This is a genomic window from Ramlibacter alkalitolerans, assembly GCF_016722765.1.
Taxonomy (GTDB): Bacteria; Pseudomonadota; Gammaproteobacteria; order Burkholderiales; family Burkholderiaceae_C; genus Ramlibacter; species Ramlibacter alkalitolerans.
Map to the genome: position 1 here is coordinate 1 of NZ_JAEQND010000020.1, position 25,370 is coordinate 25,370.

Annotated in this window: 32 protein-coding genes; 28 read left to right on the plus strand and 4 right to left on the minus strand. The window is 68.8% G+C overall.

Annotation, left to right across the window (positions count from 1 at the left end; translation table 11 throughout):
- The 13 genes from JI746_RS25865 to JI746_RS25925 form a co-directional block, all read left to right on the plus strand.
- On the plus strand, positions 1 to 735 hold a 735-nt coding region (locus JI746_RS25865; protein WP_269129510.1), incomplete at its 5' end, for an EF-Tu C-terminal domain-related protein.
- A 5-nt stretch (positions 736 to 740) separates the two neighbouring features.
- Positions 741 to 1,052 (plus strand): 30S ribosomal protein S10, encoded by a 312-nt coding sequence (rpsJ, locus tag JI746_RS25870; RefSeq protein WP_145895499.1) that lies wholly within the window; start codon positions 741 to 743, stop codon positions 1,050 to 1,052.
- A gap of 345 nt (positions 1,053 to 1,397) precedes the next feature.
- The gene (gene rplC / locus JI746_RS25875; protein ID WP_201693207.1) at positions 1,398 to 2,096 is read left to right on the plus strand and encodes a 50S ribosomal protein L3; all 699 of its coding nucleotides are present in this window, start codon (positions 1,398 to 1,400) and stop codon (positions 2,094 to 2,096) included.
- On the plus strand, positions 2,097 to 2,717 hold the full coding sequence (gene rplD, locus JI746_RS25880; RefSeq protein ID WP_201693208.1) for a 50S ribosomal protein L4: 621 nt from the start codon (positions 2,097 to 2,099) through the stop codon (positions 2,715 to 2,717).
- Positions 2,714 to 3,031, plus strand: a complete 318-nt coding sequence (rplW, locus tag JI746_RS25885) for a 50S ribosomal protein L23 (protein WP_330893086.1) — start codon at positions 2,714 to 2,716, stop codon at positions 3,029 to 3,031. The genes rplD and rplW overlap by 4 nt, the downstream gene beginning before the upstream one ends.
- Positions 3,032 to 3,033: 2 nt before the next feature.
- Entirely contained in the window at positions 3,034 to 3,858 is an 825-nt protein-coding gene (rplB, locus tag JI746_RS25890) for a 50S ribosomal protein L2 (protein ID WP_201693209.1), read from the plus strand.
- A 12-nt stretch (positions 3,859 to 3,870) separates the two neighbouring features.
- Complete coding sequence (gene rpsS, locus JI746_RS25895) at positions 3,871 to 4,149, plus strand: 30S ribosomal protein S19 (protein ID WP_193675725.1); 279 nt, start codon at positions 3,871 to 3,873, stop codon at positions 4,147 to 4,149.
- Positions 4,150 to 4,158: 9 nt separating this feature from the next.
- Positions 4,159 to 4,491 carry a 50S ribosomal protein L22 gene (gene rplV / locus JI746_RS25900; protein ID WP_201693210.1) on the plus strand — a complete coding sequence of 111 codons (333 nt, stop codon included), beginning with the start codon at positions 4,159 to 4,161 and terminating at the stop codon, positions 4,489 to 4,491.
- Between the two features lie 8 nt (positions 4,492 to 4,499).
- Positions 4,500 to 5,405 carry a 30S ribosomal protein S3 gene (rpsC, locus tag JI746_RS25905; protein WP_201693211.1) on the plus strand — a complete coding sequence of 302 codons (906 nt, stop codon included), beginning with the start codon at positions 4,500 to 4,502 and terminating at the stop codon, positions 5,403 to 5,405.
- 23 nt (positions 5,406 to 5,428) lie between these two features.
- Complete coding sequence (gene rplP, locus JI746_RS25910) at positions 5,429 to 5,845, plus strand: 50S ribosomal protein L16 (protein WP_201693212.1); 417 nt, start codon at positions 5,429 to 5,431, stop codon at positions 5,843 to 5,845.
- A gap of 13 nt (positions 5,846 to 5,858) precedes the next feature.
- Positions 5,859 to 6,074, plus strand: coding sequence for a 50S ribosomal protein L29 (rpmC, locus tag JI746_RS25915; protein WP_201693213.1), 216 nt, complete (start codon positions 5,859 to 5,861; stop codon positions 6,072 to 6,074).
- Positions 6,075 to 6,076: 2 nt separating this feature from the next.
- Positions 6,077 to 6,346 carry a 30S ribosomal protein S17 gene (gene rpsQ / locus JI746_RS25920; protein WP_201693214.1) on the plus strand — a complete coding sequence of 90 codons (270 nt, stop codon included), beginning with the start codon at positions 6,077 to 6,079 and terminating at the stop codon, positions 6,344 to 6,346.
- A gap of 88 nt (positions 6,347 to 6,434) precedes the next feature.
- The gene (locus tag JI746_RS25925) at positions 6,435 to 6,941 is read left to right on the plus strand and encodes a peroxiredoxin (RefSeq protein WP_201693215.1); all 507 of its coding nucleotides are present in this window, start codon (positions 6,435 to 6,437) and stop codon (positions 6,939 to 6,941) included.
- Positions 6,942 to 7,075: 134 nt separating this feature from the next.
- On the opposite strand, the gene JI746_RS25930 is transcribed toward JI746_RS25925, so the two are convergent.
- The gene (locus JI746_RS25930) at positions 7,076 to 7,591 is read right to left on the minus strand and encodes a GNAT family N-acetyltransferase (RefSeq protein WP_408004128.1); all 516 of its coding nucleotides are present in this window, start codon (positions 7,589 to 7,591) and stop codon (positions 7,076 to 7,078) included.
- Positions 7,592 to 7,668: 77 nt separating this feature from the next.
- Positions 7,669 to 8,328: a cytochrome b/b6 domain-containing protein gene (locus tag JI746_RS25935; protein WP_201693217.1), complete on the minus strand. Its 660-nt coding sequence runs from the start codon at positions 8,326 to 8,328 to the stop codon at positions 7,669 to 7,671.
- Positions 8,329 to 8,486: 158 nt separating this feature from the next.
- Here JI746_RS25935 and JI746_RS25940 point away from each other — a divergent pair, with 158 nt between their 5' ends.
- Positions 8,487 to 8,939: a c-type cytochrome gene (locus JI746_RS25940; RefSeq protein ID WP_201693218.1), complete on the plus strand. Its 453-nt coding sequence runs from the start codon at positions 8,487 to 8,489 to the stop codon at positions 8,937 to 8,939.
- A 183-nt stretch (positions 8,940 to 9,122) separates the two neighbouring features.
- Here JI746_RS25940 and JI746_RS25945 read toward each other — a convergent pair whose 3' ends face one another.
- Entirely contained in the window at positions 9,123 to 9,860 is a 738-nt protein-coding gene (locus tag JI746_RS25945) for an alpha/beta fold hydrolase (RefSeq protein ID WP_201693219.1), read from the minus strand.
- Positions 9,860 to 11,095, minus strand: coding sequence for a CaiB/BaiF CoA transferase family protein (locus tag JI746_RS25950; protein WP_201693220.1), 1,236 nt, complete (start codon positions 11,093 to 11,095; stop codon positions 9,860 to 9,862). Before JI746_RS25950 ends, JI746_RS25945 begins: the two co-directional genes overlap by 1 nt.
- Positions 11,096 to 11,172: 77 nt before the next feature.
- On the opposite strand from JI746_RS25950, the gene JI746_RS25955 reads away from it, so the two are divergent.
- The 14 genes from JI746_RS25955 (at position 11,173) to JI746_RS26020 (ending at position 25,369) form a co-directional block, all read left to right on the plus strand.
- Positions 11,173 to 12,399, plus strand: coding sequence for an MFS transporter (locus tag JI746_RS25955; protein WP_201693221.1), 1,227 nt, complete (start codon positions 11,173 to 11,175; stop codon positions 12,397 to 12,399).
- Positions 12,396 to 12,851 (plus strand): PTS sugar transporter subunit IIA, encoded by a 456-nt coding sequence (locus tag JI746_RS25960; protein WP_201693222.1) that lies wholly within the window; start codon positions 12,396 to 12,398, stop codon positions 12,849 to 12,851. The genes JI746_RS25955 and JI746_RS25960 overlap by 4 nt, the downstream gene beginning before the upstream one ends.
- Entirely contained in the window at positions 12,820 to 13,089 is a 270-nt protein-coding gene (locus JI746_RS25965; RefSeq protein ID WP_201693223.1) for an HPr family phosphocarrier protein, read from the plus strand. Before JI746_RS25960 ends, JI746_RS25965 begins: the two co-directional genes overlap by 32 nt.
- Positions 13,086 to 14,849, plus strand: a complete 1,764-nt coding sequence (gene ptsP / locus JI746_RS25970) for a phosphoenolpyruvate--protein phosphotransferase (protein WP_201693224.1) — start codon at positions 13,086 to 13,088, stop codon at positions 14,847 to 14,849. The genes JI746_RS25965 and ptsP overlap by 4 nt, the downstream gene beginning before the upstream one ends.
- Before the next feature lie 253 nt (positions 14,850 to 15,102).
- Positions 15,103 to 15,549, plus strand: a complete 447-nt coding sequence (locus tag JI746_RS25975) for a VOC family protein (protein ID WP_201693225.1) — start codon at positions 15,103 to 15,105, stop codon at positions 15,547 to 15,549.
- Between the two features lie 81 nt (positions 15,550 to 15,630).
- The gene (locus tag JI746_RS25980) at positions 15,631 to 16,506 is read left to right on the plus strand and encodes an FAD binding domain-containing protein (protein WP_201693226.1); all 876 of its coding nucleotides are present in this window, start codon (positions 15,631 to 15,633) and stop codon (positions 16,504 to 16,506) included.
- Between the two features lie 23 nt (positions 16,507 to 16,529).
- Positions 16,530 to 17,030, plus strand: a complete 501-nt coding sequence (locus JI746_RS25985) for a (2Fe-2S)-binding protein (protein ID WP_201693227.1) — start codon at positions 16,530 to 16,532, stop codon at positions 17,028 to 17,030.
- Entirely contained in the window at positions 17,027 to 19,435 is a 2,409-nt protein-coding gene (locus tag JI746_RS25990) for a xanthine dehydrogenase family protein molybdopterin-binding subunit (protein WP_201693228.1), read from the plus strand. The genes JI746_RS25985 and JI746_RS25990 overlap by 4 nt, the downstream gene beginning before the upstream one ends.
- A 56-nt stretch (positions 19,436 to 19,491) precedes the next feature.
- Entirely contained in the window at positions 19,492 to 20,736 is a 1,245-nt protein-coding gene (locus JI746_RS25995; protein ID WP_201693229.1) for an FAD binding domain-containing protein, read from the plus strand.
- A complete protein-coding gene (locus JI746_RS26000; protein ID WP_201693230.1) occupies positions 20,705 to 21,961 on the plus strand; it encodes an ABC transporter substrate-binding protein in 1,257 nt (418 codons plus the stop codon). The genes JI746_RS25995 and JI746_RS26000 overlap by 32 nt, the downstream gene beginning before the upstream one ends.
- Positions 21,962 to 21,964: 3 nt before the next feature.
- Complete coding sequence (locus tag JI746_RS26005; RefSeq protein WP_236600152.1) at positions 21,965 to 22,849, plus strand: branched-chain amino acid ABC transporter permease; 885 nt, start codon at positions 21,965 to 21,967, stop codon at positions 22,847 to 22,849.
- Between the two features lie 11 nt (positions 22,850 to 22,860).
- Entirely contained in the window at positions 22,861 to 23,913 is a 1,053-nt protein-coding gene (locus JI746_RS26010; protein ID WP_236600153.1) for a branched-chain amino acid ABC transporter permease, read from the plus strand.
- Positions 23,910 to 24,653, plus strand: coding sequence for an ABC transporter ATP-binding protein (locus tag JI746_RS26015; protein WP_330893087.1), 744 nt, complete (start codon positions 23,910 to 23,912; stop codon positions 24,651 to 24,653). Before JI746_RS26010 ends, JI746_RS26015 begins: the two co-directional genes overlap by 4 nt.
- The gene (locus JI746_RS26020; protein ID WP_236600154.1) at positions 24,653 to 25,369 is read left to right on the plus strand and encodes an ABC transporter ATP-binding protein; all 717 of its coding nucleotides are present in this window, start codon (positions 24,653 to 24,655) and stop codon (positions 25,367 to 25,369) included. Before JI746_RS26015 ends, JI746_RS26020 begins: the two co-directional genes overlap by 1 nt.
- Position 25,370 lies beyond the last annotated feature (1 nt).

Sequence of the window (25,370 nt, forward strand, 5' to 3'; positions counted from 1 at the left end):
GAAGTGCGCGAGCTGCTGTCCAAGTACGACTTCCCCGGCGACGACACCCCGATCATCAAGGGCTCGGCCAAGCTGGCGCTGGAAGGCGACAAGGGCGAGCTGGGCGAGCAGGCCATCATGAAGTTGGCCGACGCGCTGGATTCGTACATCCCCACGCCCGAGCGTGCCATCGACGGCACCTTCCTGATGCCGGTGGAAGACGTGTTCTCCATCTCCGGCCGCGGCACGGTGGTCACGGGCCGCATCGAGCGCGGCGTGATCAAGGTCGGCGAGGAAATCGAGATCGTGGGCATCAAGACCACGCAGAAGACCACCTGCACGGGCGTGGAGATGTTCCGCAAGCTGCTGGACCAGGGCCAGGCGGGCGACAACGTCGGTATCCTGCTGCGCGGCACCAAGCGTGAAGACGTCGAGCGCGGCCAGGTGCTGTGCAAGCCGGGCTCCATCAAGCCGCACACGCACTTCACCGCCGAGGTGTACGTGCTGAGCAAGGACGAAGGCGGCCGCCACACGCCGTTCTTCAACAACTACCGCCCGCAGTTCTACTTCCGCACGACCGACGTCACGGGCTCCATCGAGCTGCCCAAGGACAAGGAAATGGTCATGCCCGGCGACAACGTGACGATCACCGTCAAGCTGATCGCCCCGATCGCCATGGAAGAGGGTCTCCGCTTCGCCATCCGCGAAGGCGGCAAGACCGTCGGCGCCGGCGTCGTTGCCAAGATCATGGAGTAATCGTCATGGCCCAACAGAAGATCCGCATCCGCCTGAAAGCCTTCGATTACAAGCTGATCGACCAGTCCGCCGCCGAGATCGTCGACACGGCCAAGCGCACAGGCGCCATCGTCAAGGGCCCGGTGCCCCTGCCGACGCGCATGAAGCGCTTCGACATCCTGCGTTCGCCGCACGTCAACAAGTCGAGCCGCGACCAGTTCGAGATCCGCACGCACCAGCGCCTGATGGACATCGTCGACCCGACCGACAAGACGGTCGACGCCCTGATGAAGCTGGACCTGCCGGCGGGCGTGGACGTGGAGATCAAGCTGCAGTAATTGCTGCGCTTCGACGCCCTGAAAGGCCGCCTCCGGGCGGCCTTTCCCTTTCCGTCACCCCCGCGAAGGCGGGGGCCCAGGGCTCCCGATGCCGCCGCGCGCGGCGGTCCCTGAAGCCCTGGATTCCCGCCTCCGCGGGAATGACGACGAGGGGCGTCCGTCCGCGGGGAATGACGGCAGGAGCCGCTGGCGCCCCTGTAGGACTCCTGCTACAATAGTCGGCTTCGCTCGTTTTCGGGCGCGCGAAGCATTTTTCAACCCTCTCTCGCAAAGTCCGTGATCGACGCGGGCGTCAAACATGGCAGCCAATTGCAGCGGCCGCGGCGGGAGCAACGGAGTAACAACATGAGTCTGAGCAGCCTCGGGTTGCTGGGCCGCAAGGTGGGCATGATGCGCCTGTTCACCGATGACGGGGACGCTGTTCCTGTCACGGTGCTGGACGTGTCCAACAACCGCGTGACCCAGGTCAAGAACCAGGACAACGACGGCTACGTGGCCCTGCAGGTCACGTTCGGTGCACGCAAGGCCTCCCGCGTCACCAAGCCGCTCGCCGGCCACCTCGCCAAGGCGGGTGTGGAAGCCGGTGAAATCATCCGTGAATTCAAGGTCGACGCCGATACGGCCGGCAAGTACGCCGCCGGCAAGACCGTTCCGGTGCAGGACGTCTTCTCCGCCGGCCAGCTGGTCGACGTGCAGGGCACCTCGATCGGCAAGGGCTTCACGGGCACCATCAAGCGCCACAACTTCAGCTCGCAGCGCGCGTCGCACGGCAACAGCCGTTCGCACAACGTGCCGGGCTCGATCTCCATGGCGCAGGATCCGGGCCGCGTGTTCCCGGGCAAGAAGATGTCCGGCCACCTCGGCGACGTGACCAAGACCGTGCAGAACCTCGACATCGTCCGCGTGGACGAAGCGCGCGGCCTGCTGCTGGTCCGCGGCGCGGTGCCGGGCGCGAAGAACGGTTTCGTGACCGTCCGCCTCGCCGCCAAGGGCCAGCCGAAGCCGGTCCAGGTGCAAGCCAAGGCCGAGAAGGGGAAGAAGTAAATGGAACTCGAACTCCTGAACGAGCAGGGCCAGGCAGCGTCGAAGTTCGACGCCCCCGAGACCGTGTTCGGCCGCGAATACAACGAAGCGCTGGTGCACCAGATCGTGGTGGCCTTCCAGGCCAATGCCCGTCAAGGCACGCGCGCCCAGAAGGACCGCGAGCAGGTCAAGCACTCGACCAAGAAGCCGTTCCGCCAGAAGGGCACCGGCCGCGCCCGCGCCGGCATGACCTCCTCCCCGCTGTGGCGTGGGGGCGGCCGCATCTTCCCGAACAGCCCGGACGAGAACTTCTCGCAGAAGATCAACAAGAAGATGTACCGCGCCGGCATGGCGTCCATCTTCTCCCAGCTCGCCCGCGACGGCCGCCTGGCCGTCGTCGAATCGCTGACGGTCGACAGCCCCAAGACCAAGCAGCTGGCCGCCAAGTTCAAGGCCATGAACCTGGAGTCGGTGATGGTGATCGCCGACCAAGTCGACGAGAACCTGTTCCTGGCGTCGCGCAACCTGCCGCACGTCTACATCGTCGAGCCGCGCTACGCCGATCCGGTGTCGCTTGTCCATTACAAGAAAGTGCTCGTCACCAAGGGCGCGATCGACAAGCTCAAGGAGATGTTCGCGTGACCGCTCCGAAAAAATACGATGAAGGCCGCCTGATGCAGGTGCTGGTCGCTCCGATCATCTCGGAGAAGGCCACCCACGTCGCGGACAAGACCAACGCGGTGACCTTCAAGGTCCTGCAGGATGCGACCAAGCCCGAGATCAAGGCCGCCGTGGAACTGATGTTCAACGTGAAGGTGACGGGCGTCTCGGTCGCCAACATCAAGGGCAAGACCAAGCGCACGGCGCGCTCCGTCGGCCGCCGCGACAACATCCGCAAGGCGTATGTGTCGCTCGCCGCCGGCCAGGAGCTGAACTTCTCCGGGGAGACCGCTTAATCATGGCCGTCATCAAGATGAAACCGACCTCCCCTGGCCAGCGCCAGGTGGTCAAGGTCTCGCGCGATCACCTGTACAAGGGTGACCCGTACGCGCCCCTGCTGGAGAAGAAGTTCCAGAAGGCCGGCCGCAACAACAACGGCCACATCACCGTGCGCCACAAGGGCGGCGGCCACAAGCACCACTACCGCGTGGTCGATTTCGTCCGCAACAAGGACGGCATCCCGGCGAAGGTGGAGCGCATCGAGTACGACCCGAACCGCACGGCCCACATCGCCCTGGTGGTGTACGCCGACGGCGAGCGCCGCTACGTGATCGCCCCGCGCGGCCTGGAAGTCGGCGCCACGCTGCTGTCCGGCGCCGAGGCCCCGATCCGCGCCGGCAACACGCTGCCGATCCGCAACATCCCGGTGGGTTCCACGATCCACTGCATCGAGATCATGCCGGGCAAGGGTGCGCAGATCGCGCGTTCCGCCGGGACCTCCGCGACGCTGCTGGCGCGCGAAGGCACCTACGCCCAGGTCCGCATGCGCTCCGGTGAAGTGCGCCGCATCCACATCGAATGCCGCGCCACCATCGGTGAAGTGGCCAACGAAGAACACAGCCTGCGCCAGATCGGCAAGGCCGGCACCAAGCGCCACATGGGCATCCGCCCGACGGTGCGCGGCGTCGCGATGAACCCGATCGACCACCCCCACGGTGGTGGTGAGGGCCGCACCGGTACCGGCAAGCCGCCGGTGGACCCGTGGGGCAACCTGACCAAGGGTTACCGTACTCGCAACAACAAGCGCACGCAGACGTTCATCGTCTCGCGTCGCAAGAAGTAAGGGGTCCGCAACATGACGCGTTCTCTCAAGAAGGGTCCGTTCGTGGACCACCACCTGGTGAACAAGGTCGACAAGGCCGTTTCCACCAAGGACAAGAAGCCGATCAAGACCTGGTCGCGCCGCTCGATGATCCTGCCCGATTTCATCGGCCTGACCATCGCCGTGCACAACGGCAAGCAGCACGTGCCGGTCTACATCACCGACCAGATGGTGGGCCACAAGCTGGGCGAATTCGCCCTGACGCGCACCTTCAAGGGTCACCCCGCGGACAAGAAAGTCCAGAAGAAGTAAGGATCCATCATGGCTGAAACCAAAGCGATCCTGCGCGGCGTGCGCCTGTCCGTGGACAAGGGCCGCCTCGTGGCCGACCTGATCCGCGGCAAGAAGGTGGACCAGGCCCTCAACATCCTGAACTTCACCCAGAAGAAGGGTGCCGTCATCGTCAAGAAGGTGCTGGAGTCCGCGATCGCGAACGCCGAGCACAACGACGGCGTCGACATCGACGAGCTGAGCGTGAAGAGCATCTACGTGGAACAAGGCACCGTGCTGAAGCGATTCACCGCGCGCGCCAAGGGCCGCGGCAACCGCATCAGCAAGGGCACCTGCCACGTGTACGTGACCGTCGGGAACTGAGGAAGAACATGGGACAGAAGATCCATCCGACCGGCTTCCGCCTGGCCGTCACGCGCAACTGGAACTCCCGCTGGTACGCGAACAACCGTGACTTCGGCCACATGCTGGCCGAGGACATGAAGGTGCGCGAGTACCTGAAGACCAAGCTGAAGAACGCCGCGGTCTCGCGCGTGCTGATCGAGCGTCCGGCCAAGAACGCCCGCATCACGATCTACTCCGCCCGCCCGGGCGTGGTGATCGGCAAGAAGGGCGAGGACATCGAGAACCTGAAGAAGGAACTCGCCACCCGCCTGGGCGTGCCGGTCGCGGTGAACATCGAGGAAGTGCGCAAGCCTGAAGTCGATGCCCAGCTGATCGCCGACTCGATCACCCAGCAGCTCGAGAAGCGCATCATGTTCCGCCGGGCGATGAAGCGCGCCATGCAGAACGCGATGCGCCTGGGCGCGCAGGGCATCAAGATCATGTCCGCCGGCCGCCTGAACGGCATCGAGATCGCGCGCACCGAGTGGTACCGCGAAGGCCGCGTGCCGCTGCACACGCTGCGCGCCGACATCGACTACGGCTTCTCCGAAGCCAAGACCACCTACGGCGTCATCGGCGTCAAGGTGTGGGTCTACAAGGGAGACACGCTGGGTCGCACCGACCTGCCGTCGCTCGACTCCACGCCCCGTCCCGAAGGCGAAGAGCGCCGTGGCCCGCGTGGCCCGCGCCGTGACGGCGACCGCCGTGGCGGCCCCGGCGGCGATCGCCGTGGCGGCCCTGGTGGCGGCCGTGGCGGCCCCCGCCGCGACATGGGTGCGACCAACGCTGCGCCGGCCGAAGGCAGCGACAAGCCCGCTGAAGCAACCGCAGGGGCGGATGCCCCGAAATCTACCGTTAAGCGCGTCCCCGCGCCGGGCGGCGCCAAGCGCTGATCCGACGGTAAAGGAGAGAACCAATGCTGCAACCTGCTCGCCGCAAATTCCGCAAAGAGCAAAAAGGCCGCAACACGGGCGTTGCCACCACCGGCAACTCCGTGGCGTTCGGTGACTTCGGCCTGAAGTGCACCGACCGCGGCCGCCTGACCGCCCGCCAGATCGAGGCCGCGCGTCGCGCGATCTCCCGCCACGTCAAGCGTGGCGGCCGCATCTGGATCCGCGTGTTCCCCGACAAGCCGATCTCCCAGAAGCCCGCCGAAGTGCGGATGGGTAACGGCAAGGGCAACCCGGAGTACTACGTGGCCGAGATCCAGCCGGGCAAGATCGTGTTCGAGATCGTCGGCGTGCCCGAGGAACTCGCGCGCGAAGCGTTCAAGCTGGCTGCCGCCAAGCTGCCGCTGCGCACCACGTTCGTGACCCGCATGATCGGCGCCTGAGGAGGAGATGGAAATGACGAAAGCCAATGATCTCCGCCAGAAGGACGTCGCCGGCCTGGAAGCCGAAGTGAAGTCGCTGCAGAAGGCCCATTTCGGCCTGCGCATGCAGAAGGCGACGCAACAACTCAACAACACCGCCACGCTGCGTTCCACGCGCCGTGACATCGCTCGCGCCAAGACCATCCTGGCGCAGAAGCGTGCGGAATCCGCCAAGACGTCGAAGGAGTGAACATGACGGAAGCGAAAACCTCCCTCAAGCGCACTCTCGTCGGCAAGGTGGTGAGCGACAAGCGCGCCAAGACCGTGACCGTGCTGGTCGAACGCCGCGTGAAGCACCCGCTGTACGGCAAGATCGTGATCAAGTCGAGCAAGTACCACGCGCACGACGAACAGGGCCAGTTCCACACCGGCGATGTCGTCGAGATCGAGGAAAGCCGTCCGATCTCCAAGACCAAGAACTGGGTCGCGACCCGCCTGGTGGAGAAGTCCGAGGCGGTCTAAACCCCGCGGCCCCTGCAGGCCCTCTGGAAACGGCCCACAATCGTGGGCCGTTTTTCTTTTGTCCAGTCACTTCAACGAGGAGATCGAAATGATCCAGGTCGGCGACCAACTCCCTGATGTCACCCTGCAGGAATATTCGGAAGTCGAGGGCAATGGCTGCAGCATCGGCCCCAATCCGGTGAAGGTGCGCGAAGCCGCCAAGGGCAAGACCATTGCGCTGTTCGCGCTGCCCGGCGCGTTCACGCCCACCTGCTCGGCCAAGCACGTACCCGGCTACGTGGAGAAGTTCGACGAACTGAAGAAGGCCGGTGTCGACGAGATCTGGTGCGTGAGCGTCAACGACGCCTTCGTGATGGGCGCCTGGGCGCGCGAGCAGAAGAGTGCCGGCAAGGTGCGCATGCTGGGCGACGGCAGCGCCGACTTCGCCCGCGCGACCGGCCTGACGCTGGACCTGACGGCGCGCGGCATGGGCGTGCGCAGCAACCGCTATTCGATGCTGGTCAAGGACGGCAAGGTGGCCAGCCTGAACGTCGAGGGGCCAGGCAAGTTCGAGGTGAGCGACGCGGGGACGATGCTGTCGCAGGTGAAGGCCTGACCCTGCTTTTTCCCTCCCCCTCTGGGGGAGGGCAGGGTGGGGGCGCTCGGTCGCCTGAACGAGGCGCGGCTGATCGAGCGCCGCAGCGCCCCCACCCCAACCCTCCCCCGGAGGGGGAGGGAGTAAAGACCGTCCTAGCCCCGGCTGCTCAAGGGCGCCGGCGCGCTGACCCACAGCTCCGCCTTCAGGTAGTGCGCCCCGGCAATCGGGTTGTGGTAGTAGGGCGGGATCTCCTCGAAGCCGAGTTCCTCGTAGAGCGCCCGCGCCGCCTCCATGTCGTCCAGCGTGTCCAGCAGCACGCAGTCGTAGCCGGCGCGGCGCGCCGCATCGAGCGCCGCCTCGGCCAGCTGCCGCCCGAGGCCGAAGCCGCGGAAGGGCCGGCGCACGTACAGGCGCTTCATCTCCGCGGCATTCGGATAGTCGGCGTTGTCGATGGGACGCAGGGCGCAGCAACCGGCGACCTCGCCGTCCACGCGCGCCACGTAGAGGGCTCCGCGCGGCGGCACGTACTCGCCCGGCAGCGTGGCGAGCTCCTCCTCGAAGTTCTGGAAGCAGAGGTCGACGCCGAGGCCCTCGGCGTATTCGCGGAAGATGGCGCGCACTGCGTCGAGCTCGCGCCTTGCGGGAGTGGTCAGCTCGATGACCGGCAAAGGGGCAGTGTCCAAGGTCGGGAAAGCAAGTCCACGGACGGCGAATTTTAGCCAAGTCGCACGGATGAGCTTGTTTTTCAACCCAGCCGGCTGATCCAGGTGACCAGGCCGGCGCAAGCGAGCGCCACGGCGGCGGCCACCGTGCGCGAGGCCGCGTCGTCGCGGGCCGGCGGGGCGGCGTGCGCCAGTTCCTTGTCGCCCGTGATCATCGGGCGCACCAGCGCCTGGCGCCGGCGGCGCTCGTAGAACACGATGGCGGCGATATGCAGCCCCACCAAAGCGAACACGAGCCACTGGCCCACGTGGCGGTGGTAGGAGGTGAGCGCCAGGCCGCGTGCGGTGGAGACGAAGCGATTGAGCGGGCCGGTGAAACCCGCTTCGTCGTCCGTGAAGAGCCCGCTCGCCGCCTGCGCCAGCAGCACCAGCAGCATCGCGAAGACCGAGGCCGCGCCGAGCGGGTTGTGGCCCACCAGGTGGTCCGGATGCGGGCGGCCGCCCAGGTAGGCCAGCACCTTGCCCGGGGCATAGAGGAAGGAGCCGAAGCGCGACCAGCGCCCGCCGATGAAGCCCCACACCAGCCGGAACAGCAGCAGCGCCAGCACCGTGCATCCGATGCGCGCGTGCCATTCGGTGCCGCCTTCCACCTTGGCCGTGATCACGAGGGCGACGACGCACATCGCGAGTAACCAATGGAATAAACGCGTGGGCAGGTCCCAGACGCGGACGCGATAAGACATCGGTGATCCTGTTGTCGTTGGCACTAGCGAAAAGCCGGATGGCCGGCGCCGAAATGCTTAGTAGATTCCCGCGGTGGACAGTTCCGGACCGAACTTTTTTCACAGGTCCCGGGTCTGCCGCCTTGGCACCCGCCACTCTACCCAACGGAGAAGAACCGATGAAAGTTGTTGCCACCCTCGCCCTCGCCGCCGCCGCGTTCACCCTCGCCGCGCCGGCGTCCGCCCAGTTCGCCAAACCCGAGGATGCGGTCAAGTACCGCCAGAGCGCCATGTTCATCATGGGCCAGAACTTCGGCCGCATCGGCGCCATGGTGAACGGCAAGGCGCCGTACGACCCCGCTGCCGCCGCCACCAGCGCCGAGATCGTGGCGGAGATGGCCAAGCTGCCCTGGCCCGGTTTCACCGCCAACACCGACAAGCTGTCGCAGAAGGCGAAGTCGGAGATCTGGGTCGACGCCGCCAAGTTCAAGGAAGCGTCGGAGCGCCTGCAGAACGCCGCTCCCAAGCTGGCCACCGCGGCGAAGACCAACAACCTCGACACGCTGAAGACCGCCTTCCAGGAGACGGCGGGCGCGTGCAAGAACTGCCACGACAACTTCCGCAACCAGTGAAGTGACCGTCACCCCCGCGCAGGCGGGGGCCCAGGGAAGAAAGCAAAAGCGGCCGACGGCCGCTTTTGTGTTCGGGAGCCCTGGATTCCCGCCTGCGCGGGAATGACGGAGTCGAAGCGGGAATGACGCAGGTGAAACGGAATGACGGAGGGGAAGCGGAAATGACGCAGGGGTGCGTGCACCTCAGCCCGCGCACTCCACCAGCATCCGCACCAGCTCCTGCGGCGCGCTGATCATCGGGTCGTGCCCGGTCGCCAGTTCCCGCACCTGCGCGCCGCCGCCGCGCATCCATTCGCCGTCCCAGAAGCCAGCGTCGCGCACGCGCGGGCGGATCGAATCGATGGTGCCCAGCCGCGGCTGCACGCAGTCGATGAAGGTGCGCGGCACACTGGCTACCCGCCGGGCGTCGAACTGCAGCGGCGCCTGGTAGGTGTGCCCGGGGTGGGGCGTCTGCCGGCGCTGCACCCACGCGTGGTCCGCCGCGGCCAGACCGAACACCGACGGATCCGGTGCCGGGAAGGCGAAATCCGGTGAGCCCTGGGCCGCCGCCAGCCGCGCCTCGCGGGTGGCGCTCGCATGCGTGCTGCTCCAGCTTTCCCCCGGCTTGGGCACCACGGCGTCGATGTACACCAGGTGCTTCAGGCGCTGCGGCATGCGGTCCGCCACCGCGGTGCCGATCATGCCGGCGTAGGAGTGCACGGCCAGCACCACGTCCTGCAGTTCCTCGGCCTCGAGGGTGTTGGTCACGTCGGCGATGTGCGTCTCCAGCGTGATCAGCGAGGACATCAGGTGCACCCGCTCGCCCACGCCCGTCAGGCACACGGCCAGCGCGCGATGGCCCTGCGCATGCAGCGCATCGACCACCCGCCGCCAGGCCCAGGCGCCGTGCCAGGCGCCGTGCACGAGGACGAAGTTCGCCATCAGATCACCTCCTTCGCGCGCAACGCGCGGATCCGCTGCGCGTCCAGGCCCAGCACCTCGCCCAGCACCTGCTCCGTGTGCTGCCCCAGCAGGGGCGGCGGCAGGTCCGTGCGCACCGGCGTAGCACCCAGCTTCAGCGGGCTGCCCACCAGGTTCAGCGGACCGGCCAGCGGATGCTCCCACTGGTGCACCATGCCGCGCTCGCGCACCTGCGGATCGGCGAACACCTCGCCGATGGAGTTGATCGCGCCGCACGGCACCTTGGCCGCCTCCAGCGCCGCCAGCCAGTCGGCCTTGCGCCGGGTCTTCATCACTTCTTCCAGGATCGGCACCAGCACCGCGCGGTTGTGGACCCGGTCGCGGTTCCTGGCGAAGCGCGTGTCGGTCGCCAGTTCCGGCCGGCCCGCGACCTGGCAGAACTTGCCGTACTGTCCGTCGTTGCCCACGGCCAGGATGATGTGGTCCTTGTGGCCGTCATCGGCCGGTGCGACCTCGAACACCTGGTACGGCACGATGTTCTGGTGCGCATTGCCGGCGCGGCCCGGCACCTTGCCGCTCACGAGGTAGTTGGCCCCCAGGTTGGCCAGCATCGCCACCTGCGTGTCGAGCAGCGCCATGTCGAGGTGCTGGCCCTCGCCGGTCCGCTCGGCGTGGCGCAGCGCGGCCAGGATGCCGACGCAGGAATACATGCCCGTGAACAGGTCGGCGACCGCCACGCCCACCTTCTGCGGCCCGCCGCCGAGATCGTCGCGCTCGCCGGTGATGCTCATGAGCCCGCCCATGCCCTGGATGGCGTAGTCGTAGCCGGCACGCTCGCGATAGGGGCCGGTCTGGCCGAAGCCCGTGACGCTGCAGTAGACGATGCGCGGGTTCACCGCCTTCAGCGCCGCGTAGTCCAGGCCGTAGCGCGCCATGTCGCCGACCTTGAAGTTCTCCACGAACACGTGGCAGTGCTTCGCCAGTTCGCGCACCAGCGCCTGCCCCTCGGCCTGCGCGATGTCGCAGGTCACCGAGCGCTTGTTGCGGTTGGTGCCCAGGTAGTAGGCGGCCTCGTGCGTGTCCTGGCCGGCGCGGTCCTTCAGGAAGGGCGGGCCCCAGGTGCGGGTGTCGTCGCCGGTGCCGGGGCGTTCGATCTTGATCACGTCGGCGCCCAGGTCCGCCAGCGTCTGCGTGCACCAGGGGCCGGCCAGCACGCGCGACAGGTCGAGCACGCGGATTCCATCGAGAGCATTCATGCACGCCATTATCGGGAAACGGATAATGGCCGGAGCGCCCCGCAAGAAGGCGCCTTCCGCTTCATCCAAGGTTCCCGATGTCCCTGCTCGATCGCCGCCAGACGGTGGTGGTGTTCCTGGCGTTCGCCTTCGCCTATTTCTTCGCCGCCGTGCTGCGCGCCATCACGGCCACCCTGTCCCCGGTGCTCACGCGCGAGTTCCACCTCGACGCCGGCGCGCTCGGCCTGCTGGCCGGCGGCTACTTCCTCGGCTTCGCGATCATCCAGCTGCCGCTGGGCACCTGGCTCGACCGCCACGGCCCGCGCAAGGTCAACCTGTGGTTCGTCGCGCTGGCCGTGCTCGGCTGCGGCGCCTTCGCCATGGCGACCAGCTTCGGCTGGCTGCTGGCCGCGCGCGTGCTGTGCGGGCTGGGCGTGGCTTCCTGCCTGATGGCGCCGCTCACCGGCTTCCGCCGCTGGTTCACGCCCGGGGTGCAACTGCGCACCAATTCCTGGATGCTCATGACCGGCTCCTTCGGCATGGTCGCGTCCACGCTGCCGGTGCAATGGCTGCTGCCGCAATTCGGCTGGCGGCCCCTGTTCTGGGGCCTGGCGGTGCTGCTGGCGCTGTCGATGTTCGTGATCGCCTGGCGCGTGCCGGAGTGGAGCGAGTCCGACCACGCGCTGCCGCCCGGCGCCCCGCGCGCCAGCTACGCGCCGGTGTGGCGCCACCCGTACTTCTGGCAGATGGCCCCGCTCGGCTTCTTCACCTACGGCGGCATGATCGCCGTGCAGTCGCTCTGGGCCGGGCCCTGGCTGTCGCGCGTGGCCGGCGCCGATCCGGTGCAGGCCGCCGGCGGCCTGTTCACCATCAACCTGTGCATGCTGGCCACCTTCTGGACCTGGGGCCTGATGAATCCCTGGCTGCAGCGGCGCGGCATCGTCACCGACAAGCTGATCGCCTGGGGCACGCCCCTGAGCCTGCTGGCCGTGGCCAACCTGGTGGTCTCCGGCCCCCATGCCGGCGCGGCGGCGCTGGCCTTCTTCTGCACCAGCAGCACCTTCGTCGCCCTGGCGCAGCCGGCCGTGGGCATGGTGTTCCCGGCAACGCTTGCGGGCCGCGCGCTGTCCGCCTACAACCTGGTGATCTTCGTCGGCGTGTTCGTGGTCCAGTGGGGGATCGGCCTGCTCGTCGACGCCTTCCGGCAGGCCGGCTGGAGCGACGTGGACGCCTTTCGTGGCGCCTTTGGTGTCTTCCTCGCCACGAGTGCCCTGTCCTACGCGTGGTTCCTGTGGAGCAGACGCCATAATCGGCAGAGCCCATGAACGCCATCCTGCTGATCGCCCACGCGCCGCTGGCCAATGCGCTGCGGCAGTGCGCGCTGCATGTCTTCCCCGACTGCGGGGCGGCGGTGACGGCGATCGACGTGCAGCCGAACCTCTCGCCGGACGAGACGCTGGCCGCCGCGCGCATCGCGATGGAGCAGCTCACGGCGGCGGGCCACGTCCAGGGCGTCCTGGTGCTCACCGACATCTTCGGCGCCACGCCCAGCAACGTGGCGCAGAAGCTGGTGGACGGCGTCGCTTCCCGCCTGATCACGGGCGTGAACCTGCCGATGCTGCTGCGCAGCGTGAGCTACCGCAACGAGCCGCTGGACACGCTCGTCTCGCGCGCGGTGATCGGCGGCACCCAGGGCGTGATGCAGGTCGCCATCACGGCGCCGCAGCAGCAGCCACAACGCAACCATGATCAAGACCACAACGACCATCAGCAATAAGCTCGGCCTGCATGCGCGCGCCTCGGCCAAGCTCACCAAGCTGGCGGGCAGCTATCCGTGCGAGGTCTGGGTCAGCCGCGGGGAGCGGCGCGTGAACGGCAAGAGCATCATGGGCGTGATGATGCTGGCCGCCGGCGTCGGCGCCGAGATCACGCTGGAGACCAGCGGCGACAAGGAGCAGGAGGCGATGGACGCGCTGCTGGCCCTGATCGCCGACAAGTTCGGAGAGGGCGAGTGACTTTCGCGGTCCATGGCATCGCGGTCGCCCGGGGGATCGCCATCGGTCGCGCGGTCGTGACCGGCTCCGGCCGGGCCGACGTCGTCCACTACTTCATCCAGCCGGACCAGATCGGCCCCGAGATCGAGCGGATCCGCGTCGGCCGCAATGCGGTGGTGGAGGAGATCCAGCGCCTGCAGCAGACCATCACGACGATGGGCCCGAAGGAAGCGCCGCACGAACTGTCGGCGCTGCTGGACGTGCACCTGATGCTGCTGCAGGACGAGGAGCTGATCGAAGGCGTCAAGCACTGGATCACCGACCGCCTCTACAACGCCGAATGGGCGCTGACCACGCAGCTCGAAGTGCTGTCGCGCCAGTTCGACGACATGGAGGACGAGTACCTGCGCGAACGCAAGGCGGATCTCGAACAGGTCGCCGAACGCATCCTGCGCTACATGAAGGGCATCCCTTCGCCGGTCACGCAGCCGGTGGCGCGGCGCAAGACGCAGCAGGACCTGCTGCTCGATGACAGCGTGGACGTGCCGCTGGTGCTGGTGGCGCACGACCTGTCGCCGGCCGACATGCTGCAGTTCAAGCAGAGCGTGTTCGCGGGCTTCGTCACCGACGTCGGCGGCAAGACCTCGCACACCGCGATCGTCGCGCGCAGCCTGGACATCCCGGCCGTCGTCGGCGCCCGTTCGGCGAGCAACCTGGTGCGCCAGGACGACTGGGTGATCATCGACGGCGACACCGGCGTGATGATCGTCGACCCGTCGGCCATCATCCTGGCCGAATACGGCTTCAAGCAGCGCCAGGCCGAACTGGAACGCAGCCGGCTCAATCGCCTGCGCCACACGGCGGCGGTGACGCTCGACGGCCAGAAGGTGGAACTGCTCGCCAACATCGAACTCCCCGACGACGCCGTCGGCGCGCTCAAGGCCGGCGCCGTGGGCGTCGGCCTGTTCCGCAGCGAATTCCTGTTCATGGGCCACGGCGGCGACATGCCCGACGAGGAGGCGCAGTACCAGGCGTACAAGCGCGCGATCGAAGGCATGCAGGGCCTGCCGGTCACGATCCGCACGCTGGACGTGGGCGCCGACAAGCCGCTGGACGACTCCCGGCGCGATTTCGCCCACCTGAATCCTGCCCTGGGCTTGCGGGCGATCCGCCTGAGCCTCGCCGAGCCGGACATGTTCCGCACCCAGGTGCGCGCGATCCTGCGCGCTGCAGCCCACGGCAAGGTCAATCTGCTGATCCCGATGATCGCGCACGCCACGGAGATCCGGCAGACCTTGTCGCTGATCGACTTCGCGCGCGCCGAGCTGGACAACCGCGGCGTGCCCTACGGTTCGGTGGAGATCGGCGCCATGATCGAGATCCCGGCCGCCGCGCTGTCGCTGCGCACCTTCCTCAAGTACTTCGATTTCCTCTCGATCGGCACCAACGACCTGATCCAGTACACGCTGGCGATCGACCGCTCCGACGAATCGGTCGCGCACCTGTACGACCCCTGCCATCCCGCGGTGCTGCGGCTGGTGGCCGACACCATCGCGGAGTGCCGGCGCCAGAACAAGGGCGTGAGCGTGTGCGGCGAGATGGCCGGCGACACGCAGTTCACGCGCCTGCTGCTGGGCCTGGGCCTGCGCAGTTTCTCGATGCACCCGGCGCAGATCCTCGCCGTGAAGCAGGAGGTGCTGCGCGCCGACGCGAGCCGGCTGGAGACCTGGGCGCGCGAGGTGGTGGATTCGGAGGACCCGGCGCAGGCGCTGGCGGGTTGAGGCACCTAACGTGGGGCATCTCGTAGGCTGGGGCGGCGCCAGCCGCGGAAGGTGAGCTGCGCGAACCCCAGCGTCCCCGGCCGGCCACCCGCAGCGCCGGGGTTCCGGCGCTGGCGCGCGTCACCGCCAGCCTACGGGTTGGCACCGATGCAGTCTGCCGCCGCCGCCTCCAACAATCCCCCCGCAGGGTCCCCGCCGGCTCCCGCGTGAGGCGAGCCGGCGTGCCGCGCCGTGCACCGCCAAAGGGGAATGCATGGGCCTCACGCTGAATCATTTCTCGATCCGCACGCTGGACCTCGAAGCCACGCGCGACTTCTACGAGCGCGTGCTGCAGCTGACGGTCGGCCCGCGCCCGCCCTTTCCCTTTCCCGGCCTGTGGATGTACCGCGGCGACCACGGCGACTACCAGAACGCCGTCGTGCACATCATCGGCATGGACCCGGACGACCCGGTGGGCCTGCGCAAGTACCTGGGCGATCGCGACGTCTCCTCGCTGCGCGGCAGCGGCGCCGTGGACCATGTCGCCTTCTTCGCCACCGGCCTCGCGCAGATGCGCGCGCACCTGCAATCGCAGGGCATCGAAGTGCGCGAGCGCACCGTGCCGGCACTGGGCCTGCACCAGCTGTTCCTCGACGACCCGAACGGCGTCGTCGTCGAACTGAACTATCCCGCTTCCGAACATCCCGGCTCCGCGGCCTGAGCCCCGCGACGTGGTGGTGCTCCATCCCGGTGCCGTGTCCCTGCGCGGCACGGCTGGACGTGTCCTGAAGGAGGCCTGCGCATGAAGGCGCCCGATTTCGATTACGTGAAGGCGCGCAGCGTCGCCGAGGCACTGGAACTGCTCGCGCGCCATGGCGACGACGCGCGCATCCTGGCCGGCGGGCAGACGCTGCTCGCGGCGCTCAACCTGCGCCTCTCGGAGCCGAAACTCCTGATCGACATCGGCGGCCTCGCCGAACTGCGCGGCATCGAGCGCCGGGGCGAGCGCCTGCACATAGGCGCGCTCACGACGCACAGCGAGATCGAGGCCTCCCCGTTGGTGGCGGAACTGGCCCCACTGCTGTGCGCCGCCGCGCCGCACATCGGCCACCGCGCCATCCGCAACGCGGGCACCTGGGGCGGATCGCTCGCCCATGCCGATCCCGCCTCGGAGTGGCCCTGCTGCCTGCTGGCGCTCGACGGCGTCGTCACCGTGCGCGGCCGCGCCGGCGAGCGCCGCATCCCCGCCGCCGATTTCTTCCGCGCCATCCTGACCACCGCCCTCGCGCCGGACGAACTGCTGGTCGACGCCGATGTGCCGATCGCCACGTCCGCCGACTGGTTCGGCTTCGACGAACTGGCGCGGCGCCGCGGCGACTACGGCGTGGCCGGCCTGGCGGTCGCGGCGCGCTTCCAGGGCGCCACCGCGCAACAGGTGCGGCTGGCCTTCCTCGGCATGGGCGCGACACCGCTGCGCGCGCGCCGCACCGAGGCGCTGCTGGCGGGGCAGCCGCTCACGGGGGCCAGCATCGAGCTCGCACTGGCGGGCCTGCAGGCGGACCTCGATCCCTTTCCCGACCTGCACCACAGCGCGGCGATGAAGCAGCACCTGGCCGGCGTGCTCGCGCGCCGCCTGCTGTCCGCCGCCCTGGCCAGCCGCGCGGCGCTGGCCGCCTGAACCCCGCCCGCAGAGGAGAACGCATGGCCGATGTCCGCACCATAGCCCTGAGCGTCAACGGCCAGGCCGTGCGCCGCCCCGTGCAGCCGCGCCAGCACCTGGTCGATTTCCTGCGCGATGCGCTGGGCCTGAAGGGATCGCACCTCGGTTGCGAGCACGGCGTGTGCGGCGCCTGCACGGTCGAAGTCGACGGCCGCATCGTGCGCGGCTGCCTCACGCTGGCCGTCCAGGCCGACGGTCGCCGCGTACGCACCATCGAAGGCGTGAGCCAGGACGGCGACGTCACCGACCTGCAGGAAGCCTTCGTGCGGCGCAACGCGCTGCAATGCGGCTTCTGCACGCCGGGCATGGTGCTGGCCGCGAAGGAATTGCTGGAAACGAAACCGGACGCGACGCGCGCCGAAGTGCGCGAGTGGATGGGCGGCAACTACTGCCGCTGCACCGGCTACCACGCCATCGTCGACGCGATCTGCGACACGCTGGACGCGCGCGCCGGGCGGGCCGCGGCCGGAGCCGTGCGATGAGCGAGATCGTCGAACAGCCGGAACAGCGCGAAGTCGCGCTCGCGCCCGTCACGCAAGACCCGCGCTACATCGGCACGACGCGCGAGCGCCCCGGCGTGCGCCGCCTGGTCCAGGGGCAGGGCGTCTACGTCGACGACATCGAGCTGCCGCGCATGGCGCACGCCGTGTTCTGGCGCAGCCCGGTGGCGCATTGCCGCATCTTGGGCATCCATGCCGATGCGGCGCGCCGCATGCCGGGCGTGATCCTGGTCGCGGACGGCCGCGACATCGCCACCGTCTGCAAGCCCTGGGTCGCGACGCTGGCGCACCTGGCCGGCATGAAGTCGGCGCCGCAGTATCCGCTGGCGATCGAGCGGGCCTGCTGGCAGGGCGAGGCCGTGGTGGCGGTGGTGGCCGAAACACGCGAGCAGGCGGAGGACGCGCTCCAGCACGTGCAGGTCGACTACGAGCCGCTGCCGCCGGTGGTCGACATGGAAACGGCGCTGGCCGCCGGCACGCCCGTGATCCACCCGGAGCTGGGCGACAACCTGTGCTTCACGCGCACGCTGGCCACCGCCGCCGTCGACGAAGCGTTCGCCCGCGCCGACGCGGTGGTGGAAGCCACCTTCGAGTTCGGCCGCCACACCGGCGTGACGCTCGAGCCGCGCAGCCAGCTCGTGGACTGGAATGCCGCCGAACAGCGCCTGACCGTCTACCACTCCTGCCAGGCGCCGCACATGATGCAGGACCTGTACGCGCGCCAGTTCGACCTGCCCGAATCCTCGGTGCGGGTGATCTGCAAGGACGTCGGCGGCTCGTTCGGCATCAAGGTGCACGCCTATCCCGACGACTTCGCGACCGTGGCGCTGGCGATGCTGTGCCGGCGGCCGGTGAAGTTCGTGGCCGACCGCATCGAGTCCTTCACCAGCGACATCCACGCGCGGCACCACCGCGTCAAGGGGCGCATCGCCGCCAGCCGCGAGGGCGCGATCCTGGCCTTCGAGATCGACGACCTCACCGGCATCGGGCCCTATTCGATGTTCCCGCGCACCAGCGCGATCGAAGGCAACCAGGTGGTCAACCTGGTGGGCGGCCCGTACCGCCACCAGCAGTACCGCGCGCGCGTCGACGTAGTGTTCCAGAACAAGACGCCGACCTGCCAGTACCGCGGCGTCGGCCACCCGATCGCCTGCTCGGTCACGGAGGGCCTGGTGGACCTGGCCGCGCGCCAGTTGCGCATCGACCCGCTGGAATTCCGGCGCCGCAACGTGATCCCGGACGACGCCTACCCCGCCACCGGCGCCAGCGGCATCCGGCTGGAGGTGCTCTCGCACGAGGCCTGCCTGCGCCGCATCGAGGAGATGATCGACTACGGCGCCCTGCGTGCCGAGCAGGCGAGGCTGCGCGCGCAAGGCATCCACCGCGGCATCGGCTTCGCCACGGTGATCGAGCTGACCAACCCGAGCGCGGCCTTCTACGGCGTGGGCGGCGCGCGCATCGCGTCGCAGGATGGGGCGACGCTGCGGCTCGATCCTTCCGGCGCCGTGGTGGCGCTGGTCGGCGTCGGCGAGCAGGGGCAGGGCGCCGAAGGCATCTTCCGCCAGATCGCCGCCGATGCGGTCGGCGTGGACCTCGAGCGCGTGCGCGTGGTCACGGGAGACACCGAGGTGACGCCCTACGGCGGCGGCACCTGGGCCTCGCGCGGTGCGGGCATCGCCGGCGAGGCGGTGCTGCTCGCGGGCCAGGCGTTGCGCGCCAACATCCTCAAGCTGGCGGCCGTGATGCTGCAGCGCGATGCGGCGATGCTCGCCGTGCGGCGCGGCCAGGTCGTCGATGCCGCCACGCAGGAGCCGCTGCTGCCCTTGGCCGAACTCGGTCGCGTCGCCTACTACCGCTCCGACACGCTGCCGCGCGACTTCACGCCGGAGCTGATGGTCACGCGCCACTACGCCCAGCGCGACTATCCCTTCATCTTCACCAACGGCGTGCAGGTCTCGTTCGTGGAGGTCGACACCGACACCGGCTTCGTGCGCCTGCTCAAGCACTGGGTGGTCGAGGACTGCGGGCGCGTCATCAACCCGCAACTGGTCGACGAGCAGATGCGCGGCGCCATCGTGCAGGGCATCGGCGGCGCGCTGCTGGAGGAGTGCCTGTACGACGACCAGGGGCTGATGCTCAACGCGAACCTGGCCGAGTACCTCGTGCCGATGTGCGCCGAGATGCCCGACATCGAGGTGGCGCACGTGCAGACGCCCACGCGCAGCAGCCAGTTGGGCGCCAAGGGCGCCGGCGAGGCCGGCACTGCCGGCGCGCCGGCCGCGGTGATGAACGCGATCAACGATGCGCTCGCGCCGCTGGGCGCGCAGGTGTGGTCGCAGCCGATCACGCCGGAGAAGATCCTGCGCGCGTTGGGCACGGTGATCTGAAGTCTTAGGGGTTCGTCCCGATGCCCGGCCCCCACCCCCCACCAACAATCCCGCGGATGGCGCAGGTCCTCGTCGTGGGTGGGTCGCTCGGGGGTCTGATGGCCGCCAACCTGCTCGCTCGCAACGGGCACCAGGTCACCGTGCTGGAGAAAGCGGCAGGGCCGATGGAGGGCCGCGGCGCCGGCATCGTGAGCCACCGCGTGCTCGAGGACGGCCTGCGCCGCATCGGCATGCCTGCGGACTATGCACTGGGCATCCGCGTGCCGGGGCGCATAACGCTCGATAGCCACGGTGCCGTGCTCGGACGACTGGAGATGCCGCAGGTCCTGACCTCCTGGGGCCGCCTGTACCAGTTGCTGCGCGAATTGCTGCCGCCCACGGCGGCCTACCGCCAGGGCATGACGGCGCAAGGTGTCGAGGAACGCGGCGAACGCGTGGTGCTGCACACGAATGCGGGCGCATTCGAGGCCGACCTGGTGGTCGCCGCCGATGGCATCCGCTCCGCGATCCGCCAGCAGTGCTGGCCGGAGGTGCAGCCCCAGTACGCCGGCTACGTCGCGTGGCGCGGCCTGTGCGACGAGGCCGTGGTCTCGCGCGGCACGCACGAAACGATGTTCCCGCTGTTCGCGTTCTGCACGCCGCCGGGCGAGCAGATGCTGGGCTACCCCGTCGCGGGGCCGGGTCAGCGCATGGAGCCGGGTCATCGGTCCTGGAACTTCGTCTGGTACCGCGCGGCGCCCGCACCGGAAGGACTGGCGCGCCTGCTCACCGATGCCGACGGCACGCACCATCCGCACGGCATCCCGCCGAACAAGGTCTCGTGGCGCGAGGTCGCCGCGATGCGCGAGGACGCGCGCCGGCTGCTCGCACCGCAGTTCGCCGAGATCGTGGAGAAGTGCGGCCAGCCCTTCCTGCAGCCGATCCACGACGTGGCCTCGCGCGAGATCGCCCGCGGACGCATCGCGCTGCTCGGCGACGCGGCCTTCGTGGCCCGGCCGCACGTCGGCATGGGCGTGACCAAGGCGATGCAGGACGCACTCGCGCTCGCGCACGCGCTGGCCACCCACGGCGCGACGCCGCGCGCGCTGCAGGCCTACGCGCAGGAGCGCGCCCCGAGCGCCCTGCAGGTCGTGCGGCGGGGCCGCCGCCTCGGTGCCTACATGCAGGCCTGCGGCCAGGACGGCGTGGTGCAGGCCCGCGACGCGCTCGCCGCCATGAACGAAACCGCCGTCGAACTCGACACCCTGGACCTGAACGAGGAGAACGCGCATGAACGCACCGCTTCCGTCCCGCTCGCCTGAAGCTTCCCGCCGCCGCCTGCTGCAGGCCGGTGCCGCCGGCGCCGCCCTCGTCGCGGCGCCGTTCGCGGCGCAGCTCGCGCGGGCGCAGGCCGGCAACATCAAGATCGGCTTCCTCGTCCCGCTCACCGGCCCCTACGCGCCGGAAGCGCAGGACCAGGTGCGTTCCGCCGAACTGGCCGTCAAGGACTTCAACGACGCCGGCGGCTTCAACGGCCGCAAGGCCGAACTGCTGGTGCGCGACGACAAGCTCAATGCCGGCGAGGCCGCGACACGCACGCTGGAGCTGATCGAGAAGGACAAGGTCGACTTCATGGCCGGGTCCCTCTCGGCGGCCACGCAGCTGTCGATGAACGCCGTCACGCGCGAGCGCAAGGTGATCTTCGTCTCGATCAGCCAGTCCGACGCGATCAACGAGGTCAAGGACTTCAGCCCCTACACCTTCCACGAGGCGCTCAATCCGCACCTCACCGCCGGCGCGGTGGCGCGCTACTGCTTCCCGAAGTTCGGCAAGCGCATCGTCTACCTGACCGCCGACTACGCCTACGGCCACGAGATGGTCCGCGGCTTCGAGCGCGCCGGCAAGGCCTTCGGCGCGACCACGCTGGCCGACATCCGCCACCCGCTGGGCACCTCCGACTACTCGGCCTTCCTGCCGCGCATCCAGGCCCTGAAGCCGGACATCCTCGTGATGAACAACTTCGGCCGCGACTTCCTCAATGCGCTGAAGCAGGCGACCGACTTCGGCCTGAAGTCCACCACCCGCATCATCACGCCGGTGCTGCTGTTCACCGCCCGCCAGACCGGCGGCGCCGACGTCTTCGACGGCGTGGTCGGCGGCACCTCCTACTACTGGGGCATCGAGGACCACGTGCCGGCCGCCAAGGTCTTCAACGACAAGTTCCGCAAGGCCTACAACGGCGCGCTGCCCTCCGACTACGGCGCGCTCGGCTATGCGGGCGTGCGCAGCGTGCTGCAAGGCGTGCTCGATGCCAAGACGACCCAGTCCGACCAGGTCAGCGCCGCGATGACCCGCATGAAGTACAACTGGTACAAGGGCCCGGAGTACTACCGCGCCTGCGACCACCAGGCGGTGCAGTCGGTGTTGATCATCGAGTCCAAGAGCAAGGGCAACAAGGACAAGAACGACGTCTTCAACGTCGTGCACACCGACGAGCCGAGCGAGGCCAACCTGCGCACCTGCGCCGAGCTCGGTCACAAGGCCTGAACCTTGGAACAGTTCACCCCGTCGCTGCTGGCGCTGCAGCTCGTGACCGGCATCGCGCTGGGCGCGATCTACGCGCTGCTGGCGGTCGGCCTGTCGCTGATCTTCGGCATGCTGACGGTGGTGAACTTCGCCCACGGCGCCCTCTTCATGCTGGGGGCCTTCCTGGGCGTGTATTTCTACGGCCTCACGGGCAGCTTCGTCGTCAGCCTGGTGATCACGCCGCTGGTGGTGGGATGCATGGGGCTCGTCACCGAGCGCTTCCTGGTGCGGCCGCTGTACGGCCGCGGCATCGACTACCCGCTGCTGCTCACGTTCGGCCTGAGCTACGTGATCATCGAAGGCGTGCGCATCGTGTTCGGCATCGAGGGCATGGCCTCGAGCACGCCGGCGGCGCTGCGTGGCGCCGTCGACCTGGGCTTCGGCCATTTCCCGCTGTACCGCCTGTTCCTGATCTTCGCGACGGCCGTGGTCGTGGGCGCGCTGTGGCTGTTCATCGAGAAGACGCGCTACGGGCTGATCATCCGCGCCGGTTCGCGCGACCCCGAGATCGTGCGCGTGCTGGGCATCGACGTCGCCCGCGTGTGGTGGATGGTGTTCGGCATCGGCACCGCCATCGCCGGCATCTCCGGCGTGCTGGCCGCCCCCACGCGCGCCGTGAACGCGGAGATGGGGATCACGGTGCTGGCCGAATCCTTCGTGGTCACGGTGGTGGGCGGGATGGGATCGCTGCCGGGCGCCGTGGTGGCCGGCCTGCTGGTGGGCGTGGTCTTCAGCCTGACCTCGCTGCTCGCGCCGGACCTGGCGGAGCTGTCCATCTTCGTGCTGATGGCGCTGGTCCTGCTCGTGCGGCCGCAGGGGCTGTTCGGCAAGGCCGGGCTCATGAGTTGAGGCCCACCGGCTTGGCAACGCTCGTCCGCACCATCGAACGCCACCGCGTCGCGGCGGTGCTGCTGTTCCTGCTGGTGTTCCCGCTGCTGATGCCCTACGAGGCCCTGGCCGTGAACATCCTCGTGTTCGGTCTCTACGCGGTCGGCTTCAACCTCCTGTTCGGGTACACCGGCCTGCTGTCCTTCGGCCATGCGGCCTTCTTCGGCGTCGGGGCCTATCTCACCGGGATCGCCATCGTGCACGCCGGGCTGCCCTGGCCACTGGCGATCGCGGCCGGCGTCGCCGCTTCGCTGCTGGTGGGCGCGGCGGTCGGCTTCCTCGCGATCCGCAGCCGCGGCATCTACTTCTCCATGGTCACGCTGGCGCTGGCGCAGATCGTCTACTACGCCTTCTACAAGGCCGAGCGCTGGACGGGCGGCGAGAACGGCCTGCGCGGCGTGCGCGTCGACCCGGTGGAATTCGCCGGGCTGCGCCTGGACTTCACCAACCCCACGACCAAGTACTACGTGATCCTGGTGTTCGTCGCCGCGGCCCTGTGGCTGGTCTCGCGCATCCTGGCCTCGCCCTTCGGCGCGGTGATGGAGGCGATCCGCGAGAACGATCGGCGCGTTTCAGCCTGCGGCTACGACGTGGCCCGTTCCAAGCTGCTGGTGTTCGTGCTGTCCGCCGGCCTGTGCGGCCTGGCGGGCTCGCTGCGGGCGCTGCACCTGTCGGTGGTGCCGATCGACTCGCTGCACTACCTGACCTCGGGGCACGCGGTGATGATGTGCCTGCTGGGCGGCATGGGCACCTTCTTCGGCCCCTTCGTCGGCGCCGCCGTGTTCCTGTACCTCGAGGACGTGGTGACCACGCTGACGCAGCACTGGATGCTGGTGGTCGGCATCGTCTTCATGCTGTTCGTGCTGTTCTTCCCGCGCGGCATCTGGGGCACGGTGCTGCACGTGTTGCGCCAGCGGGAGACGGCCGGGAACGCAGTTCCCGTCGTTCCCGCGCAGGCGGGAATCCAGGACGCCCTGGGTCCCCGCCTCCGCGGGGACGACGGCAGGGGGGAGGTTTCGCCGTGAGCGACACGATCCTGGAGGCGCGCGGCATCGGCATGCGCTTCGGGCGCTTCCAGGCGCTGGCCAACGTCAGCACCTCGTTTCGCGAGCGCGAGCTGTGCGCCATCATCGGTCCCAACGGCGCCGGAAAGAGCACCTTCTTCAACATCCTGAGCGGCTCGCTGGCCCCCAGCAGCGGCCGCGTCCTGTTCCGCGGCGAGGACGTCACGGCGCTGCCGCAGCACGCCTACGCGCGCCTGGGGATCGCCAAGAGCTTCCAGATCACCAACGTCTTCAAGCAGCTGAGCGCGCACGAGAACGTGCGGGTGGCGGCGCAGATGCGGCACGTGCGCTTCAACTTCCTGAAGTCGCGCGAGGACTGGCCGCAGGCCAGGGAGGAAGCCGATGCCCTGCTCGAACGCGTCGGCCTGGCGCCCTGGCGCAACAAGCCGGCCGGGGACCTCGCGCACGGCCAGCAGCGCGCGCTGGAAGTCGCGATGGCCCTGGCCGCCCGCCCGCAGTTGCTGCTGCTGGACGAACCCACCGCCGGCATGTCGCCGGAGGAAACGACGGTGATGATGGCGCTGATCACCAGTCTCGCTCGCGAACGCACCGTGATCCTGGTGGAGCACAAGATGAAGCTGGTGATGGGCATCTGCCAGCGCCTGATCGTGCTGCACCACGGCGAGTTCCTGGCCGAGGGCACGCCGGAGGAGATCCGCGCCAACGACCAGGTGCGCAGCGTCTACCTGGGGCAAGGTTGATGGACGCGCCCTTGCTGCAGGTCCGCGGCCTGAACGCGTGGTACGACCACAGCCACGTGGTGCAGGACATCGCGTTCGAGGTGCGACGCGGCGAGATCGTGACGCTGATGGGGCGCAACGGCGCCGGCAAGACCACGACGCTGCGCACGGTGATGGGCCTGCTGGCGCGCAGCGCCGGCGAGATCGTGTTCGACGGCCAGCCGCTGCACCGCCAGCGGGCGCACGCGCGCTACCACCAGGGCCTCGCCTACGTGCCGGAAGACCGCCGGATCGTCGCCGGCCTCACCGTGCGCGAGAACCTGCAGCTGGGCCTGCTGGCGAGCGGCCGGCGCGCCGAGACCAACGCCATGATCGACGAGATCGCCGAGACCTTCCCGCGACTGAAGGAGCGGCTCGCGCAGGAGGCGACCTCGCTGTCCGGCGGCGAGCAGCAGATGCTGGCGATCGCGCGGGCCATGATGGCCAGGCCCAAGATGATCCTGCTGGACGAGCCCTCCGAGGGCATCATGCCGCTGCTGGTGCACGAGATGTTCCGCCTGTTCGTGCGCATGAAGCAGCAGGGCACCACCATCCTGCTGGTGGAGCAGAACGTGGAACGCGCGCTGTCGATCTCCGACCGCGCCTACATCCTCGACCAGGGCCACGTGGTGCACGAGGGCCGCGCCGAGGACCTGCTGGCCGACACCGAGATCCAGAACCGCTACTGCGCGGTGTAAG

What these genes read in the sequence shown, in the direction of transcription:
- JI746_RS25950 (WP_201693220.1), bottom strand. Translation starts at nt 11,095, where the DNA reads ATGAATGCTCTCGATGGAATCCGCGTGCTCGACCTGTCGCGCGTGCTG.
- JI746_RS25925 (WP_201693215.1), top strand. Translation starts at nt 6,435, where the DNA reads ATGATCCAGGTCGGCGACCAACTCCCTGATGTCACCCTGCAGGAATAT.
- JI746_RS25985 (WP_201693227.1), top strand. Translation starts at nt 16,530, where the DNA reads ATGGCCGATGTCCGCACCATAGCCCTGAGCGTCAACGGCCAGGCCGTG.
- rpmC (WP_201693213.1), top strand. Translation starts at nt 5,859, where the DNA reads ATGACGAAAGCCAATGATCTCCGCCAGAAGGACGTCGCCGGCCTGGAA.
- JI746_RS25975 (WP_201693225.1), top strand. Translation starts at nt 15,103, where the DNA reads ATGGGCCTCACGCTGAATCATTTCTCGATCCGCACGCTGGACCTCGAA.
- rpsQ (WP_201693214.1), top strand. Translation starts at nt 6,077, where the DNA reads ATGACGGAAGCGAAAACCTCCCTCAAGCGCACTCTCGTCGGCAAGGTG.
- JI746_RS25955 (WP_201693221.1), top strand. Translation starts at nt 11,173, where the DNA reads ATGTCCCTGCTCGATCGCCGCCAGACGGTGGTGGTGTTCCTGGCGTTC.
- rplD (WP_201693208.1), top strand. Translation starts at nt 2,097, where the DNA reads ATGGAACTCGAACTCCTGAACGAGCAGGGCCAGGCAGCGTCGAAGTTC.
- JI746_RS26000 (WP_201693230.1), top strand. Translation starts at nt 20,705, where the DNA reads ATGAACGCACCGCTTCCGTCCCGCTCGCCTGAAGCTTCCCGCCGCCGC.
- JI746_RS25940 (WP_201693218.1), top strand. Translation starts at nt 8,487, where the DNA reads ATGAAAGTTGTTGCCACCCTCGCCCTCGCCGCCGCCGCGTTCACCCTC.
- rpsJ (WP_145895499.1), top strand. Translation starts at nt 741, where the DNA reads ATGGCCCAACAGAAGATCCGCATCCGCCTGAAAGCCTTCGATTACAAG.
- rplC (WP_201693207.1), top strand. Translation starts at nt 1,398, where the DNA reads ATGAGTCTGAGCAGCCTCGGGTTGCTGGGCCGCAAGGTGGGCATGATG.
- JI746_RS25935 (WP_201693217.1), bottom strand. Translation starts at nt 8,328, where the DNA reads ATGTCTTATCGCGTCCGCGTCTGGGACCTGCCCACGCGTTTATTCCAT.
- rplV (WP_201693210.1), top strand. Translation starts at nt 4,159, where the DNA reads ATGGCTGAAACCAAAGCGATCCTGCGCGGCGTGCGCCTGTCCGTGGAC.
- JI746_RS26020 (WP_236600154.1), top strand. Translation starts at nt 24,653, where the DNA reads ATGGACGCGCCCTTGCTGCAGGTCCGCGGCCTGAACGCGTGGTACGAC.
- JI746_RS25965 (WP_201693223.1), top strand. Translation starts at nt 12,820, where the DNA reads ATGATCAAGACCACAACGACCATCAGCAATAAGCTCGGCCTGCATGCG.
- rplB (WP_201693209.1), top strand. Translation starts at nt 3,034, where the DNA reads ATGGCCGTCATCAAGATGAAACCGACCTCCCCTGGCCAGCGCCAGGTG.
- JI746_RS25960 (WP_201693222.1), top strand. Translation starts at nt 12,396, where the DNA reads ATGAACGCCATCCTGCTGATCGCCCACGCGCCGCTGGCCAATGCGCTG.
- JI746_RS25995 (WP_201693229.1), top strand. Translation starts at nt 19,492, where the DNA reads ATGGCGCAGGTCCTCGTCGTGGGTGGGTCGCTCGGGGGTCTGATGGCC.
- JI746_RS25990 (WP_201693228.1), top strand. Translation starts at nt 17,027, where the DNA reads ATGAGCGAGATCGTCGAACAGCCGGAACAGCGCGAAGTCGCGCTCGCG.
- rpsC (WP_201693211.1), top strand. Translation starts at nt 4,500, where the DNA reads ATGGGACAGAAGATCCATCCGACCGGCTTCCGCCTGGCCGTCACGCGC.
- rpsS (WP_193675725.1), top strand. Translation starts at nt 3,871, where the DNA reads ATGACGCGTTCTCTCAAGAAGGGTCCGTTCGTGGACCACCACCTGGTG.
- JI746_RS25980 (WP_201693226.1), top strand. Translation starts at nt 15,631, where the DNA reads ATGAAGGCGCCCGATTTCGATTACGTGAAGGCGCGCAGCGTCGCCGAG.
- rplP (WP_201693212.1), top strand. Translation starts at nt 5,429, where the DNA reads ATGCTGCAACCTGCTCGCCGCAAATTCCGCAAAGAGCAAAAAGGCCGC.
- JI746_RS25945 (WP_201693219.1), bottom strand. Translation starts at nt 9,860, where the DNA reads ATGGCGAACTTCGTCCTCGTGCACGGCGCCTGGCACGGCGCCTGGGCC.